Below are 17,822 nucleotides of genomic sequence, written 5' to 3' on the forward strand. Positions count from 1 at the left end.
AAGTTGTATAGATATTAAAAATCCCGCCTTAGGCGGGATTTTTGTTTTATAATATCATATCCTTATAAGGGACAATAACGGGATAACCTTTTTCTTTAAAATAATTTATGGTGTTTGTTTCATCGGTTAATGATACTACAAGTATAAAATCACCACCCCAAGCTCCTAAGCTTTTTACAGTGCCGTTAAAGTCGTGGAAAAGCTCTTCTTTTACTGTTGGAATTTCAAGGATGTTGCTCATTATTAGCGAGTGTTCATCCATAAGGTTAATAAACTCATTAAGATCCTGAGCTTTTAAAGCTTCTTGAGTAATGAAATTTATCTTAGTGATGATGGACGAAATATCATTCTTTTTGCTTTTGTAGGCTGCTATTGCGCTTCGGCTGTTTTGTTTTTGGTTAAGGTATACAAAGAACACCCTGTTTGTAAAAGATGGATTAAACTCAATCTTCTTGACTATAGGTTTGTTGTTATCGAGTCGGTATAAAATGGGTGTGTTATTTTGGGCACATGCAATATCATAACCACTTCCTCCAAAACTCTCATTCAGCAATGTGTACGCATCAATATTAAACCACTGGGCGATATTATTTATAAGGGTTGAAGAAGTGCCAAGACCCCATTGTCTCGGAAAAGTAAGCTCTGTGATAACTTCATACCCTGTTGAATTGTTTAGAACATCGGGGTTATGGCTATGGGCAGCATTAAGGATTTTTACCAAGGTTTGGGTAACAGGGTTTTTACTTTCAGTACAGCCATTATATATTTCCGAAAACGAAAGGGTATCTTCAAACCAAATGCTTTTATCATTATCAAAGCTTTTCCAGATAATGGTTTTGTCATTTCCGGAGTTTATATATAAATACTGTCCTTGCTTAGTGGGTAATGCAAAAGCATTTGCTCCGTCAAGAACGGTGTATTCGCCGGTTATTAAAAGTTTCCCGTTACTATAAAAAGTCTTTTTCAAGGTCTTTGGCTGTTACTTTTCGTAAATCTTTTATAAAGTCTACCACAGCAGCGTGTGTTACTGTGTTTTTTTCAAAATACTTTACGGTTTGCTGTTTTTCGCTATCGGTAGCTTCCAGTTGGTTTAATATGTTCATCAGGTGCATTTTCATGTGTCCCTGTTGTATTCCTGTTGTCGTTAGTGAGCGTAATGCTGCGAAGTTTTGAGCCAGACCTGTAACAGCAATAATCTGCATAAGTTCTTTTGCAGTTGGGTTACCCAGCATTTCAAGAGAAAGCTTTACAAGAGGATGTAAGCTTGTAAGGCCGCCTACCGTACCCAGTGCTAACGGAATATCCATCCAGAATGTAAATATGCCATTGTCGATTTTCGCATGAGAAAGGCTGCTGTACGTTCCGCCTTTTGAAGCATAGGCATGAACACCTGCTTCAACAGCCCTGAAATCGTTTCCTGTGGCTACTACTACAGAGTCAATACCATTCATTATACCTTTATTATGGGTAACTGCCCTAAAAGGTTCTATTTCGGCAATCTTAACTGCTGTAACAAACTTTTCTGCAAACTCTGCAGGGTCTACGCCATTACCTTCATTTAAATCGGCTACGGGGCAGGAAACCTCTGCTCTAACCACGCAGTTGGGTACATAGTTAGAAAGTATGCTCATAATTACCTGAACCTGCTTTTCTTCTTCGGTAAAAGCATTGTTGTTTTGCGCTTCGTTTTTCAGTGTTTTGGAAAACTGTTCCAGGCAGGAGTTGATAAAGTTGGCTCCCATACTGTCCTTTGTTTCAAAAGTAGCATGCAGCTGATAATAATTATCAAGCGAATCGGTTTTGTCTTTTAAAACAATGTCCAGAATACCGCCACCGCGCTTTTGCATGTTTTTGGTTATGCTTTCGGTTTCCTCAAAAAACTTTGGCTTTACAGTATTGAAGAAAGAGGCAAGTTTTTCCTTGTCCCCCTTATATAGGAAATGAACCTGTCCTATCTTTTCGGTTCCCAGTATCATGGTCTTAAAACCACCGCGTTGTGCCCAAAATTTAGCAGCTTTTGAGGCTGCTGCCACTACCGAACTTTCTTCTACAGCCATAGGGATAGTGTATTCCCTTCCGTTAATTGTAAAATTAGGGGCTACACCAAGTGGAAGATAAAAATTGGTAATGGTATTTTCTATGAATTCATCATGCAGCTTTTGTAACGATTTGTCTGAATTCCAGTATTTTTTTAGTAACGATATTGCATCTGCCGGATTGGTAAAATACTCGTTTGCAATCCAGTTAATTTTTTCTTCTTTAGATAGTTTAGAGAAACCAGCTATTGCCTTGCTCATTTTCAGTGTCTTAATGTGATAATAGTTTGCAAAGATACATTTTAAGCTGTGCAAATGCTAAAAACTATTAATGCGATATTTCCGCTAATTGCGGTGTAATTTTTCATTTAACAAAAAAAAGGACGGCTATCTCATAAAAATTTATTAAAATTGGAGGTTTTTTACCATGTATAGAATGAAAAATATCAAAAAGTCACTTTACTTATTTTTACTGTTAAGTTTGCCTGTTCTTGGGCAGCAAAAAATAACCCTCGAAGAGATTTGGAGCGGAAGCTACAGGACAAAGGGAATGTACTCGCTGGAAGCGATGCAGAATACAAACCAATACACGGTTTTAAACAGCAACTGGAATGCCGGAACTTCGCAAATAGACCTGTACGATTTTGCAACTCTTGAAAAGGTTAGCACGATTATAGATTCTAAAAGCTTTAGCGAACTGAAAGGTATAGATAGTTATACCTTTAGTCCAGATGAGAAGAAAGTGCTTATTGCCACAAATTCAAACCAGATTTTCAGGCACTCTTTTACAGCCGATTTTTATATTTATGATATTGCTTCAAAATCGCTTGTTAAGCTAAGTGATAACCAGGTGCAGGAACCAACTTTTTCTGCCGATAACTCTAAAGTAGCTTACGGTTATAACAATAATCTTTATGTTTTTGACCTTGCTACAAAAACTACCAAACAAATAACTACAGACGGACAAAAGAATGCTATTATAAATGGTATTACCGACTGGGTATATGAAGAGGAGTTTGCTTTTGTAAGAGCTTATGACTGGAATGCGGCAGGAGACAAGATTGCTTACATCCGTTTTGATGAAAGTGATGTACCCGAATTCTCAATGGACATTTATCAGGGGTCGCTTTATCCGCAACAATATGAGTTTAAATACCCTAAGGCAGGAGAGAATAACTCAAAAGTGTCGCTTCATCTTTATGATGTAAAAAGCAATACTACAAAAACAATAAGCCTTGGTACTATTGATGCTTACTATATACCAAGAATCAAATGGACAAACGATGCACAAACATTAAGCGTTCAGCTAATGAACAGACATCAGAATGATTTGAATCTGGTATTTGTTAATGCAGATTCAGGCAAAGTTACTCCGGTGCTTCATGAAACGGATAAGGCCTATATAGATATTACAGATAATCTTACTTTCCTTAATGATAACAGTTTTATATGGACCAGCGAAAAAGACGGTTATAACCATATTTACCATTATGATAAATTGGGTAAGCTTATCCGTCAGGTAACACAGGGTAACTGGGAAGTAACGGCTTACTATGGTTTTGATAAGAAAACAGGAAATATCTTTTACCAGTCGGTAGAGAATGGTTCAATTAACCGTGATGTATACCGAATTGCACTTACGGGTAAAAACAAAACAAGGCTTACACAAAAAACTGGGACAAACGATGCTACATTCAGTCCTAACTACGAATACTTTATAAATAGTTTTTCAAGCGCTCAGGAGCCAACTTCTTATGCTTTACTAAGTGCTAAAAATGGTGATCAGGTAAAAGAAATAGCTAATAATAATGCTCTTAAGGAAAGGTTAGCGGGTTATAATCTTCCTAAAAAAGAATTTACTACTATTAAAACGGATAAAGGTCATGAGCTTAATGCCTGGATAATTAAACCGGCAGATTTTGATCCTAACAAAAAATATCCGCTCTTTATGTACCAGTACAGTGGTCCTGGTTCTCAGGAAGTAGCTAACAGATGGAACAGTTATAATGATTACTGGTTTCTTATGCTGGCACAACAGGGTTACATCGTGGCTTGTGTAGACGGACGTGGAACAGGCTTTAAAGGTGCCGACTTTAAAAAGGTAACTTATAAGGAGCTTGGTAAATATGAAGTTGAAGACCAGATTGATGCTGCTAAAGTATTAGGAAGGTATAATTATGTAGATGCATCAAGAATAGGTATATTTGGCTGGAGTTTTGGAGGCTTTATGTCTTCTAACTGTATCCTTAAAGGAAATGATGTGTTTAAAATGGCTATTGCCGTGGCTCCGGTTACAAACTGGCGTTTTTATGATACGGTATATACCGAGAGATATATGCAGACGCCTCAGGAGAATGCTTCGGGGTATGATGATAATTCTCCTATAAACCATGTAAGTAATCTAAAAGGTTCTTACCTGCTTATACACGGTTCGGCAGATGATAATGTGCATGTACAAAATACAATGTTAATGGTAGAGGCTTTAATACAGGCTAACAAACAGTTTGACTGGGCTATCTACCCTGATAAGAATCACGGTATTTATGGCGGGGCTACAAGGCTCCAGCTGTTTACCAAGATGACTAATTTTATTAAAGAGAAACTATAACACTAAAACTCTAAATTTTAACTTTACAATGGCAGAAAATCAAGTTAATTCAGGACATCCAAAGGGACTCTACGTATTGTTTGTTACTGAAATGTGGGAGCGCTTTAGCTACTACGGTATGCGAGCTCTTTTTATCCTTTTCATGACAAAGGCTTTATTATTTGACAAAGCGTTTGGATCTCAGATTTACGGTAGTTATACCGGATTAGTTTACCTTACTCCGCTTATCGGGGGATATGTAGCAGACAGATACTGGGGTAACAGAAAATCTATCATTGTTGGTGGTATCATAATGGCAATAGGCCAGTTTTTTATGTTCCTGTCAGGAAGTTTTTATGAGGAAGTAGGCTTTGCGAGTATAATGATGTACACGGGTCTTGGTTTCCTTATTTTTGGTAACGGATTCTTTAAGCCGAATATTTCTACAATGGTGGGTCAGCTTTACCCTGTAGGTGATAAAAGGGTTGACTCGGCATTTACAATATTCTATATGGGTATTAATCTTGGAGCCTTTATTGCTCCGCTACTTTGTGGTTTCTTTGGGGATACAGGAAATCCTGCAGACTTTAAATGGGGCTTCCTTCTTGCATGTGGAGGTATGATATTAAGTGTTGTATTGTTCGTATTACTAAAAAATAAATATATCGTTACTCCGGAAGGTGAGCAGATTGGTGCTGCACCTAACAGTTCGAGAGAAATTAAAGAGGCAGATGCTGTTTCTGCTCCCGTATCTGTAAAAACGCTTGTTGTTTGGGGTATTATATGGGTGGTGTTATTAGTGGCATTATATTTTGCATTAGATAAAGATGTTATCGGTGCGTTTATATTCTCGCTAACACTTGCTGCGCCGGGATACATTATATCTGATCCGGGACTTACAAAAGTGGAAAGACAAAGAATTTGGGTGATCTATATCGTTGCTTTCTTTGTTATTTTCTTTTGGTCTGCATTTGAGCAGGCAGGTGCTTCATTAACTTACTTTGCAGAAGAGCAAACCAACAGGGATGTAATGGGTACAACAGTACCAGCTTCATTTTTCCAGTCGGTTAATGCCATTGCAATTGTGATATTTGCTCCTGTATTTGTTTGGCTATGGGGTGTTCTTGGTAAAAGAAACATGGAGCCTGCATCTCCTTACAAACAGGCAATAGGTTTATTCTTACTTGCACTGGGTTATTTAGTAATTGCTTTTGGTGTTAAAGGTCTTGAACCAGGAATTAAAGTTAGTATGATGTGGTTATTGAGTTTATATACTATTCACACTCTTGGTGAGCTTTGCTTGTCGCCAATCGGGCTTTCAATGGTTAATAAACTTGCTCCGGTTAAATTTGCGTCGTTATTAATGGGTGTATGGTTCTTAAGTACTGCGGCAGCAAATAAGTTTGCAGGTACATTGAGTCAGTTATATCCGGAGGCAGTAGTTTCTTTAACTACTGTTGAAAATATAGAAAAGGAAAAAACGCTTCATCTTTTCCCTGAAGGCTTTGAGAAAGAAAGTGCAACTGAGGTGAAGGGACAAAAAGTTATTCCTTTTGAAAGAATTGATTTAGCTTCTATATCGGATAAAGATGTTAAGGAAAATGTAGTTAAGGAGCTTTACGGAAATCAGGTAGAAAATGCCAAAGATTTTATGGGCTTTTCTATTGTAAATCTTTATGATTTCTTTATGTTGTTTGTAGTTATGGCGGGTGTCGCATCGATAATATTATTTGTACTGAGCAGGAAACTTATACAAATGATGCACGGCGTTAGATAATATTAAACTATTTTTGTTTTGAGAACCATATGCGTAAGCTTATGGTTTTCATTTTTTAGGAATATGATAAATTGAAAATTAATGGCTGTACAAAACGAAAATTCCGACTTCTTTAAGTCAAATGTATTAGGACATCCGGCAGGATTATTTGTGTTATTCTTTACCGAAATGTGGGAGCGTTTCTCCTATTACGGTATGAGGGCTTTATTGGTGTTGTTTTTAACCGCTTCCCTCACAGGGGAGAAAGCCGGTTGGGGATGGCCAAGGGAACACGCTATGGCACTTTTTGGATCGTATACTGCCCTAGTGTACCTTTCTACAATGCTTGGAGGGTACTTTGCAGATAAGCTTATAGGATATCGTTGGGCTGTAATCGTAGGTGCATTTCTAATGACTTTAGGGCATGCCAGTATGGCTATAGAAACACCTTTTTTCATTTACCTGGGCTTAACGCTATTAGTTTTTGGGACCGGTTTCTTTAAGCCAAATATGACCTCTATTATTTCAGAAATGTATAAGGATACTCCTGAAAAGAAAGATGGTGCTTATACTATTTTCTACATGGGTGTAAATGCAGGTGCTTTCTTTGGGATTTTATTATGTGGCTATCTTGGTGAAAAAGTAGGATGGAGTATAGGTTTTGGACTGGCAGGTATTTTTATGCTTTTCGGGTTATTGCAGTTTTACTTTTCTCAAAATATATTTGGTAATATTGGTCTTAAGCCAAAAATGGCTGATGATGTTGCATTGGCTAATTCTGATGCTACAGAGATCAATACCAATATTATGGCAGAAAGTGAAGTAAATAAGAAGAATGATGATAAGAGGGTGCCTTTTACAGGGTGGCAATTAGGTATTATTGCTATTTGTAGTATACTGGGGCTTGTATGGGTAATCAACGATCCGGTCTCTAAGATATCAGGAGGTAAGGTTAACTTTTTCCATATTGCAGGGTTCGATTTTTCTAATATTGCAATTATTGTTGCGTTGCTTTTGTTCTTCTTTTTATTAGGATACAGGCTTACACAATACTCTGAAGTAACGCGCCAAAAGTTAACTGCTGTAACATTCTTTGCTGTGTTTATATTTACCTTCTTTGTGGTGTTTGAGCAGGCCCCGGGATCATTAACTATTTTTGCGAGGGATTATACCGACAGGATATTAACGGGTAGCGCCAGTTTGACCTTTCTTATAGTTAATACGCTTATTGCAGTTGTTCCTCTTGCTATTATTACATGGGTCTTATATCTGTTATTTAAAAAGACATTTGAAAAATATGCCTTGGCAAACATCTTCTTAAGTGTAAGTTTTGTTATCATTTGGGGTATTACAATCTGGATGCTTATGAAGGATTTCTATAGTGCGGGATATCTGAATTTGTCTGACTCTACTTTAGAAATGTTGCGTATTGATAAGGTGACTAAAAAGCTTACCGAGATAAATGCAACCTGGTTTAATGTTTTGAACTCACTGTTTATTATTGCTCTTGCGCCATTGTTCTCAAAATGGTGGGAAAGTAAATACAACCCCTCTGCAAATGTTAAATTTGGTATAGGGCTTATCCTATTAGGACTTGGTATGGGTTTCCTTGCTCTTGGGGGTATGGATATTGAACCGGGAGCAAAAACAGCATCAGTAAGTATGTTTTGGCTTGTATTTGTATATTTATTCCATACTATGGGTGAGCTTTGTATTTCTCCGGTAGGATTGTCTTACGTTAGTAAGCTGGTTCCCGGGAGAATGATTGCCTTTATGTTTGGTGTGTGGTACCTTGCTATAGCCATTGGTAACAAGGTTGCAGGTATAATAGGAGAAAACTCTTCTGCTATAGCTAAAGAAAAAGGAATAGGTATGTTTTTCTTAGCGATTATGGTGGTTTCTATAATCATGGGATTAATTGCTATGTCTACTAGTAAATTTATTAGTAAACTAATGCATGGGATTCGATAGTTTCGGCATTGTTTTTGGATTATCCGGTTAAAAAATTAATATAATGAAAAAACTACTTTTAGTACTTCTTGTCGCTTTAGGTTCTGTTGCGGCAAAAGCTCAGGAAATAAAATGGATGACTTTTGATGAAGCTCAGGCTGCACAAAAAAAGTCACCTAAACCTATTTTTATGGATGTGTATACCGATTGGTGTGGACCATGTAAAATACTTGATAAGCAAACTTTTCATGATCCTAAGGTGGTTGAGTATATCAGTAAAAACTATTATGCTGTTAAGTTTAATGCCGAAGGTCAGCCTGATGTAACTTACAAAGGGAAGAAATACTCTAATCCTGGCTATGTGGAAGGCCGTAAAGGAAAAAATGCTACCCATGAGTTTACACGTATTCTTAACTTACAGGGTTATCCAACCATGATGGTATTTGATAAAAAAGGTGAGATAATTAATACTATTGTAGGACTACATACTCCGGAACAACTTTTAACCGCTTTACAGGAGCAGTAAAATAATTTTATATGAAAAAATTACTTTTAGCACTTTTCATACTATTAGGTTCTTTTGCTGTTGAGGCTCAGGAGCTGGAGTGGCATACCGATATCAATAAGGCTATTAAGCTTTCTCAGGATACAAAAAAGCCTTTGCTTTTATTCTTCACCGGGAGTGACTGGTGCGGATGGTGCATGAAACTTCAGAAAGATGTTTTTAAAACCAGTGATTTTGGTAAATGGGCTAAGGATAATGCAGTTTTGGTTGAACTTGATTTTCCACGTCAGTCATCACAGTCTTTAGAGCTTAAACAGCAAAACTATTCGCTGCAAAATTCATTTGGTGTACGGGCTTATCCAACGGTTTGGTTGGTTGATGCAAGTACTAAAGGTGATGATGGAAAACCTTTACTAAAAAAGATGGGTAAGTTAGGCTATGAGAAAACTTCAAAAATATGGCTTGATAAGGCTAATGAGATAGTAAGTTTCTATAGCAAGAATCAGAAGCAATAATAATTATTCAAGTATATAATATCCCTTTTCGGCTACGGCATGAAAAGGGATTTTTCTTTTCATGCAAGTCGCTTTCCATAGCGAAATTAAATACGGGTAATTAGTTGCGTCAGCAATTACCTGTTTAGGGTTTAACTGGGTTACTATTTTATCCAGATTTACTTTTGGCGATTGAGTAAGGATTATAATATCGGGCTTTATGTTTTCAGGATATAAGTTGCGTTTGTCAATTACGAGTATTTTCTGCTCTTTAAGCAACAAAAAGTTTTTGAGGGTTATAATGGTGTCTTTTGGGTTAAAATTGGCCATTTTGTAGTCTGTAATGGCTTGCAGGGATGATGCAAGCGTGTCGTTACTCAATATAGTAACCTGTTTTTCTTTTTTAATGGTAATAAGAGGCTCTTTATAGCTGTTGAATACAATAAGTTCTTCTTTGTTGTTAATAGTAGTTCTATATGCTAAATAACCTATCTGGAAAATTAATAGACTTGCCAAAACAGCTATTGTTCTTTTATATGATTGTTTAAATAGCCAGAAGCCAATGCAAATCAATGCCCCTCCTAAAAGAATGGACAGGCCGATTGTAAAAGTGATATTCCTAAAATTAAAGCTGCTGAACGAGGCAATCCATGATGTGTAAGCATTCATCGCTTTAATAAGCCATTCCAAAAATTGTCCTGTTATAAAAGATGCCTGAGTAAAAGTAAAGTTTAAGACTAATGTAAGCAGGGCTACTATTAATATGAGTCCTGTTAATGGTACAACTATGGTATTAGCTGGGATGAATAACCCCGGAAATTGCTTAAAGTAATAAAGGCAAAACGGGAGCAGGCTTATTTGTGCTATCGCAGAAATGAGCGTTATTTCCAGAAAGTAATTCATTACCCTGTATCTGGAAGGTTTGAAGTTCTTATAGAGAGGTCTAAATATAACTATTGCAATTACCGCAGTATAGCTCAACTGGAATCCTACGTCAAACAGTTGGTCAGGACTAACCACTAAAATAAGAAGCATTGAAACAGCAATTGAATTAATAGGGTTGGTGTCTCTGTTTATGTATTGTCCGATGCTTATAAAACTGAACATAATCACTGCCCTAACTACCGATGGTGACAGTCCTGAAATTATTGCAAAAATCCAGAGTGATGTTAATAGTAATACAAGCTTGAATAATCTTCCTTTTTTGTAAAGATAGTCAAGAGGCTTAATTAGAAAACTAATTATATAAAACAGGATAGCAATGTGTAAACCTGATATGGCGAGAATGTGCATTACACCTGCTGATGCATAAGCTTCGGTTAAAACAGGATCAAGATCCTGTCTTTGTCCCAAGAGTAAAGCGTTTAAAAAGTTTATGGTTGTCTTGTTATAATGTGATGTATCAAAACTTTTTATTAAGGTGTTTCTAAGGTTATGAATGTAGTAATTAATGTTCTTGACCTTCCCTGCTTTTATATAGTTTTTGTTTAGCCTTATTTCGTGATAAACATTTTGCTTTGCCATGTATTCTGCATAATCAAACTGATAGGGATTAAGCGGTTTTTTAATGGCTTTGGGTTTTTCGGTAATTATAATTTTATCACCAATTTCAAGTGGCTTTGCTATAGGAGTGCTCACTAAAATCTTTCCGCTTGTATGTTTTTGATTTACGTAGCTGACTTCCAAAAAATACCTTTCTGAGAAATCATTCGGTTTGAGTCTTTCCGCTATCGTACCTTCAATAATAACATCGTTATTAAGGTAATGCGAATAATGATTTTTATGGTTGATAGCCTTATGCGCAGTTATGCTGAATAATCCCAGTGCAAATGCCAGTAATCCGGTAGTGATTGCAAAGTATGGTTTTTGAATTAACTGCTTTTTGCTTTTACGATAGGTTAATGCAAATACTACTGCTGAAAGGCTTAGAAAGAGTGCGGTAACAAGAGGGGAAAGGTTAAGATAATAGCCGGTAAAAATTCCGGTTGCCATAAAGAGGGTAATGTATGCTATTATCATAAATCTTTAGGTAAGGTGTTACCAAAGATAAGAAAGTAAGCTAAATATTACAGTTTGAATTTATTTAATAACCCTGTTTGCCTGCACAAAGGTTCTTTTATAATAATCCTCACTCATAGAGGATATTACAACACCTAGGCTAAGGGTAGAGTGGATGAACTGAATATCCCCGTTATCAGTAGATACTACCAGTCCTACGTGGTTAATAACGTTTCTTCTTGGATTGTTCTTAAAGAAAAGCAGGTCGCCGGTTTTAACTTCAGATAGTTTTATGGTGTTTCCTACTTTAGCCTGCTCATGAGAACTTCTCGGAAGGCTAATGTCAAAAATCTTGAATGTTGTAAATACAAGTCCGGAACAGTCCATTCCGTCTCTGGTTGTTCCTCCTGTTTTGTATTTTACTCCGTTATACTCCAAAGCATTAAAAACAATCTGGTTTTGAAGATAGTTGCCCGGATTTAGGGTAGTGGTATAATCATACTCGGTGTTATCCAGTACAATTTCATTTTCAGAAGCCTTATTGCTCTTTTTGGCAACAGGTTCCGATTTTTTATTCTTCTTATTTTTCTTTTTGGAAGAACTGCCACCTCCTGTGTTGTTAAGAGAAGTCTCCTTATCGGTATCGCTATACGAATAAACCCCTTTTTGTTTTGCCTCTTCTTTAGATGTTATTATCTGAGATGATGCTTTACAGGAAATCATCATCATGGCTAACAGGTATATAGGCAAAAGGTTTTTCAAAAGTGTAATCTTATAGTTTAACGGATGGCTTATTCACAAATATAGAAATAAATTTATAAGTTGTTTATGCCTTGGTTAAATGTTGTATTATTAATTGTGCAGTTTTTTGGCTAGCCCCGCTACCGCCTAGTTTTTTCTCTAAAAGATTATAGTCTTCAAGTACTTTTTTCCTGTGTTCAGGGTTAAGTATCTTCTCCAGTTCCTTTTTAATGTTCTTCTTGTTACATTCGTCCTGAATAAGTTCTTTTACCACTTCGCGATCCATTATAAGGTTAACCAGTGATATGTATTTAAGCGTGATAATACGTTTTGCAATCTGATAAGAAATCCAGTTTCCTTTATAGCAAACTACCTCCGGTACTTTAAATAAGGCTGTTTCCAGTGTGGCAGTGCCTGATGTAACTAATGCGGCATGGGCAATGCTTAGCAGATCGTAAGTCTTGTTGCTTATAAAATGAACATTACTGTTTTTTAAAAACTGCTGATAGAATTCATAATCCTGTGATGGTGCTCCTGCTATTACAAACTGATAGTCGGGAAAATAGTTCACTACCGACAGCATTTCGCTTAGCATTTTAGATATTTCCTGTTTACGGCTACCGGGCAGCAACGCGATTACGGGCTTGTCGTCAAGATTATTTTCTTTTCTGAATTGTTCGGCATCAGTTGCTTTTCTGTTTTGTATGGCATCTATAAGCGGGTGGCCTACAAACTCAACGGCAAACTGATGTTTGTTTTCATAAAAATCCTTTTCAAACGGAAGGATGATATACATATGGTCTACATCCCTTTTTATGGCTTTTATCCTGTTTTCTTTCCATGCCCATATTTGTGGTGAAATGTAGTAATGTGTTTTATAGCCTTTTTCTTTAGCCCATTTGGCAATACGCATGTTAAAGCCTGGGTAATCGATGAAGATAATTACATCAGGCTTAAAGGATTCTATATCCTGTTTGCAAAACTTAATGTTGCCTAAAATAGTACGCAGGTTTTGCACTACTTCTGCAAAACCCATAAATGCAAGATCACGATAATGCTTTATTAGTGTGCCTCCGGTTTGCTGCATAAGGTCTCCTCCCCAAAAATGTATTTCTGCGTCCGGATCCTGTTTGTAAAGTTCCTTCATAAGATTGGAGCCGTGTAGGTCGCCCGAAGCTTCTCCTGCAATTATGTAATATTTCATGCTTAAAGTTTAAGAGCCAAAAATAGTTATTTTAAAGCAGCGTTTTATACAATTAGCGTAATAAGGGCAAGAATTGCAGTAGCTGCAATTATACCCCAGGCCATCATATCCTTTTTTAATCGTATAAGTATAAAAAACACGATGAGATTTAATACTGTACCTATGGTAATTACTTTTCCTAACAAACCTTCGGCACGCATTGTACTTAAGCCGTTTTCAAAACCATTATCGGTAAATAACTCTAAAAAAAGATAAACACCCAGTAAGGCTGCTGCCAGGCCTATAACTATGCCTAAGAATAATTGGATATAATCAGTTAGTTTCATTTATAATTTCCACGAATTAAGTTGTTGTATAGCGTGATGGGCAGTAAGGTCAAACTGTACAGGTACAATAGATATGTATCCGTTTTTAAGTGCCCATTCGTCTGTATCTTCGCCATTGTCAAGGTTTACAAATTTTCCTGTCAGCCAGTAATAATCGCGTCCCTGTGGGTTTTGTCTTTTATCAAACTCTTCCATCCACATGGCTTTGGCCTGTCGGCAAACTTTCATGCCTTTTATTTCTTTTTCCTTAAGCTTAGGGAAGTTTACGTTAAGTATAACTCCTTCGGGCAATCCGTTATCTAAAACCTGTTGAGTTATTTTTTTTATAAAAGGTTTTGCGGGCTCAAAATCGGCATTCCAGTTGTAATCCAATAAAGAAAAACCTATAGCCGGGATACCTTCAATACCAGCTTCAACTGCGGCACTCATCGTGCCGGAGTAAATTACATTGATTGATGAGTTGGAGCCGTGATTAACTCCGGAAACACATAAATCGGGCTTGCGGTTAAGAATTTCGTTAACGGCAAACTTAACGCAGTCTACCGGAGTGCCTGAGCAACTGTATTCGGTTTCTACATCCGGGTCAATGTCTATCTTATTTATAAACAGGGTGTTATTTATGGTTATGGCATGTCCGGTGGCCGATTGCGGACTGTCGGGTGCCACCACCACAACTTCCCCAATCTCTTTCATTACCGAAATAAGTGCACGTATGCCGGGGGCAGAAATACCGTCGTCATTAGTAACCAGTATAAGCGGTTTTTTCTTCATCTGTGTAGTGAAATCAAAATAAGAGTTGTACTTTTACGTTAGCTAAAATAAGCATTTTTGCTTTCGTGCCCCTCATTTTTATTGGCGGAATTTAATGTCAGGTGAATTTTTGGCACGCTTTTTTATACAGAATTTATAATGAAAGCCATTTTGAGATTTATGAAAAGAAATTATAAGATACTTATAGTTGTTGCTGTATTAACAGTAGCACTATTTAGTTTTGTGCCAAGACAGAAACAGTCAGATCCCGAAAAAGATAAATTATTACTTGAACTTATAACATTTGTTATTGAGAAAGGCCATTATGACCCTGCTGCAATAGATGATAATTTCTCTAAAGGAGTTTATAAAGATTATATAGAAGGGCTTGATCCTTCAAAACGTTTCTTCATGCAGTCGGATATCGATGAGTTCTCTAAATATGAACTTAAGATTGATGATATGATTAGGGAAAGGGATCTTACATTTTTTGATCTTACCTATACAAGACTACTTAAAAGGATAAAAGAGTCGGAAGGACTTTATAAGGATATACTAAGTAAACCTTTTGATTATACAATAAACGAAACTTTTGATGCCGACTATGAGCATAAGCCTTACGTGAAAAGTAAGGACGAGCTTAAAACACGTTGGGAAAAACAACTTAAGCTTTCGGTATTATCTTCTGTAACTGATAAACAAAAAGTTCAGGATAAGGCAGCAAAGGCTTTTGAAGAGAAAAAAGACAAAGAAGGTGATAAGCCTGAAACAAAACCGTTTGATGAACTTGAGAAAGAAGCTCGTGAAGCGAGTTTAAAATCATTGGACCAATACTTTGAGTTTATTGAAGATCTTACACGCGATGAATGGTTTAGTATTTACCTTAACGCTATTGCCGAAAGATTTGACCCACATACATTCTACTTTGCTCCGGATGATAAGGAGAAGTTTGATGACAGTATGAGAGGTTCTATTGAAGGTATAGGGGCAAGGTTAATGAAGAAAAATGATTATGTAGAGATATCTGAACTTATACCTGGTGGTCCTGCCTGGAGAGGTAAACAGCTTGAGCAGGGTGACCTAATCATGAAAGTGGCTCAGGGAGAGGAAATGCCAGTAGATATTGCAGGTATGCGCCTTGAAGATGTGGTTAAGAAAATTAAAGGGCCAAAAGGTACTGAGGTTAGACTAACGGTTAAGAAAGTTGACGGTAGTATTGAAGTAATTCCTATAACCAGGGAAGTGGTTGAGTTGGAAGAGACGTATGCCAAATCAAGCGTTGTTGAAAAAGACGGATTAAAATATGGTATTATCAACCTGCCTAAGTTCTATATTGACTTTGAGAACAAAGACAACCGTGATGCTGCTAAAGATGTAGCAGCAGAAGTTGAAAAACTTAAACAAAACGGTGTAAAAGGTATTATTATTGACCTTAGGGACAACGGCGGAGGTTCGCTTAAAACCGTTGTGGATATGACAGGGCTGTTTGTTCCTAAAGGGCCTGTTGTTCAGGTTAAGACTACCGGAAAAAATAAAGAAGTTCTTGAAGATAAGGATACTAAAGTGCAGTGGGACGGACCGCTTGTGGTATTGGTAAATAACTTTTCGGCTTCGGCTTCAGAGATTTTTGCAGCTGCAATTCAGGATTACAACCGCGGACTTATTTTAGGGAGCAGACATACCTATGGTAAAGGTACTGTTCAAAATGTAATAGACCTTAATCAGTTTGTTAGGGGTAACTCTATGGGTGATTTAGGGGCACTAAAAACCACTACACAAAAGTTCTACCGTATTAATGGTGGTTCTACACAAAGAGAAGGTGTTTATAGTGATATTATTATGCCGGACAGATATGCTTACCTTGAAATGGGAGAGCGTGATTCAGAAAACGCAATGCCATGGGATAAAATAGATGCTGCTTCGTTTACACGTTTCAATAATAATTTCGATCTTGTTATTGCAAACAGTAAAGACAGGATTTCTAAAAATGACCAGTTTAAGCTAATCGATGAAAATGCTAAATGGATTGATGCTAAAAAAGATGATACTAAATTCGATCTTAACATAGACAAGTTTAAAGCTGAAATTGCGAAAACGGAAGAGATAACCAAAAAGTTCAAAGCGATATCTGATTATAAAAACAGTTTACAGTTTGAGCCACTACCGCAGGAAAAAGCTGCTTTTGAAAAAGATCCTGCCGCTGCAGAGAAAAAACAAAGATGGTATGAAAGTCTTTCTAAAGATGTATATGTAGAGGAAGCACTAAACGTACTTGAAGATATGCAGCCTAAAGCTGCCAAAACAGTATCTTTAAACAAAAAAGAAAAGCCTATTAAAACCAGATAAGTTTTAATGAATAAAAATAATCAATCCCTTACAGGCTTAGCGCTCCAAAAGTTCAGGAAGAACTTTTGGGGCGTTTTAAGTTTGTCGTTTATTGTAATCCTTATGTTTGTCGCCTTGTTTGCCTATGTGTTGGCTCCCGATAAAACAAAAAATGCAAACTGGGGTGATCTTTCTATTCACTCTAAATCACCGGGTTTTACCGTGCAGATGCTTACACTACCTGTTTCCGGTAAGACAGAGGAAACACATTTAAGCGATTACTTTACAGGCAAAGATTTTATACAGCCTAAAGTACCCATTTTAGGTTACGAAATAATAGGGGATAGTCTTATTTATAAAGAATATACCACTGATGCCGATCTGGCTGTTACCAAAACAGTCCCTCTAACGATATTTGGAACTAAGGATGCCGAAAAAATAAAGGCTGATTATATAAAACAGCAAAAATTTATATTGGGTACCGACAGCCAGGGGAGGGATTTGCTTAGCAGGCTTCTGGTAGGTTCAAGAGTTTCCATTTCCATAGGTTTTGTGGCAGTTCTTATATCACTTATTGTTGGGATATTTTTTGGTGCTATAGCAGGTTATTTTGGAGGAAAGGTAGATGCCTTTGTAATGTGGCTGGTAAATATTATATGGTCTATACCTACACTGCTTTTGGTTATTGCCATTACCCTTGCGTTGGGTAAAGGTTTCTGGCAGGTATTTGTTGCTGTGGGGCTAACTATGTGGGTAGAGGTTGCCCGTGTGGTTAGGGGGCAGGTAATGAGTATAAAACAAATGCAGTTTGTAACGGCAGCTAGGGCTTTAGGTTATAACAACGGAAGAATAATTTTTAACCATATATTACCCAATAGCATGGCGCCGGTAATCGTTATATCGGCTGCAAATTTTGCTTCGGCCATTCTTGTAGAAAGCGGACTCAGCTTTTTAGGGCTTGGAGCACAGCCTCCCATTCCAAGTTGGGGAGGGATGATTAAAGACCACTACAACTATATTATTTTGGGTAAACCATATCTGGCACTGGCTCCGGGAATTGCAATGCTACTATTGGTGCTTGCCTTTATGATGGTAGGTAATGCCCTGAGGGATGCCCTGGATGTTAAAGCAGAGTAATCTTTTTAATACT

14 protein-coding genes are annotated in these 17,822 nt (G+C 37.1%); 7 read left to right on the forward strand and 7 right to left on the reverse strand.

Features of this window, described 5'->3' with window-relative positions:
- Window positions 1–46: 46 nt before the first annotated feature.
- On the reverse strand, window positions 47–967 hold the full coding sequence (locus tag NU09_RS08495) for a GYDIA family GHMP kinase (RefSeq protein ID WP_129750849.1): 921 nt from the start codon (window positions 965–967) through the stop codon (window positions 47–49).
- Window positions 948–2,297, reverse strand: a complete 1,350-nt coding sequence (locus NU09_RS08500; protein ID WP_129750850.1) for a hydroxymethylglutaryl-CoA reductase, degradative — start codon at window positions 2,295–2,297, stop codon at window positions 948–950. Before NU09_RS08500 ends, NU09_RS08495 begins: the two co-directional genes overlap by 20 nt.
- 175 nt (window positions 2,298–2,472) lie before the next feature.
- Between NU09_RS08500 and NU09_RS08505 the strand changes: the two genes are divergently transcribed.
- The 5 genes from NU09_RS08505 (at window position 2,473) to NU09_RS08525 (ending at window position 9,349) form a co-directional block, all read left to right on the forward strand.
- A complete protein-coding gene (locus NU09_RS08505) occupies window positions 2,473–4,644 on the forward strand; it encodes a S9 family peptidase (protein WP_129750851.1) in 2,172 nt (723 codons plus the stop codon).
- 28 nt (window positions 4,645–4,672) lie between these two features.
- The gene (locus tag NU09_RS08510) at window positions 4,673–6,400 is read left to right on the forward strand and encodes a peptide MFS transporter (RefSeq protein WP_129750852.1); all 1,728 of its coding nucleotides are present in this window, start codon (window positions 4,673–4,675) and stop codon (window positions 6,398–6,400) included.
- Window positions 6,401–6,481: 81 nt separating this feature from the next.
- Complete coding sequence (locus NU09_RS08515; protein ID WP_129750853.1) at window positions 6,482–8,350, forward strand: peptide MFS transporter; 1,869 nt, start codon at window positions 6,482–6,484, stop codon at window positions 8,348–8,350.
- Window positions 8,351–8,393: 43 nt separating this feature from the next.
- Window positions 8,394–8,855, forward strand: a complete 462-nt coding sequence (locus NU09_RS08520; protein ID WP_129750854.1) for a thioredoxin family protein — start codon at window positions 8,394–8,396, stop codon at window positions 8,853–8,855.
- An 11-nt stretch (window positions 8,856–8,866) separates the two neighbouring features.
- A complete protein-coding gene (locus NU09_RS08525; protein WP_129750855.1) occupies window positions 8,867–9,349 on the forward strand; it encodes a thioredoxin family protein in 483 nt (160 codons plus the stop codon).
- Between the two features lie 3 nt (window positions 9,350–9,352).
- On the opposite strand, the gene NU09_RS08530 is transcribed toward NU09_RS08525, so the two are convergent.
- The 5 genes from NU09_RS08530 to surE form a co-directional block, all read right to left on the reverse strand.
- Window positions 9,353–11,347, reverse strand: a complete 1,995-nt coding sequence (locus NU09_RS08530) for a ComEC/Rec2 family competence protein (protein ID WP_129750856.1) — start codon at window positions 11,345–11,347, stop codon at window positions 9,353–9,355.
- Between the two features lie 60 nt (window positions 11,348–11,407).
- Window positions 11,408–12,088 (reverse strand): C40 family peptidase, encoded by a 681-nt coding sequence (locus NU09_RS08535; RefSeq protein WP_129750857.1) that lies wholly within the window; start codon window positions 12,086–12,088, stop codon window positions 11,408–11,410.
- 64 nt (window positions 12,089–12,152) lie between these two features.
- A complete protein-coding gene (gene lpxB / locus NU09_RS08540) occupies window positions 12,153–13,271 on the reverse strand; it encodes a lipid-A-disaccharide synthase (RefSeq protein ID WP_129750858.1) in 1,119 nt (372 codons plus the stop codon).
- Between the two features lie 44 nt (window positions 13,272–13,315).
- Window positions 13,316–13,597: a hypothetical protein gene (locus NU09_RS08545; protein ID WP_129750859.1), complete on the reverse strand. Its 282-nt coding sequence runs from the start codon at window positions 13,595–13,597 to the stop codon at window positions 13,316–13,318.
- A complete protein-coding gene (gene surE / locus NU09_RS08550) occupies window positions 13,598–14,368 on the reverse strand; it encodes a 5'/3'-nucleotidase SurE (protein ID WP_129750860.1) in 771 nt (256 codons plus the stop codon).
- A gap of 138 nt (window positions 14,369–14,506) precedes the next feature.
- Between surE and NU09_RS08555 the strand changes: the two genes are divergently transcribed.
- Both NU09_RS08555 and NU09_RS08560 read left to right on the forward strand, forming a co-directional pair.
- Window positions 14,507–16,693, forward strand: coding sequence for a carboxy terminal-processing peptidase (locus tag NU09_RS08555; RefSeq protein WP_129750861.1), 2,187 nt, complete (start codon window positions 14,507–14,509; stop codon window positions 16,691–16,693).
- Between the two features lie 6 nt (window positions 16,694–16,699).
- The gene (locus NU09_RS08560; protein WP_129750862.1) at window positions 16,700–17,809 is read left to right on the forward strand and encodes an ABC transporter permease; all 1,110 of its coding nucleotides are present in this window, start codon (window positions 16,700–16,702) and stop codon (window positions 17,807–17,809) included.
- The last annotated feature ends 13 nt before the right edge of the window (window positions 17,810–17,822 follow it).

Source organism: Flavobacterium beibuense, assembly GCF_004151245.1.
In the GTDB taxonomy this organism is placed as follows: Bacteria; Bacteroidota; Bacteroidia; order Flavobacteriales; family Flavobacteriaceae; genus Flavobacterium; species Flavobacterium beibuense_A.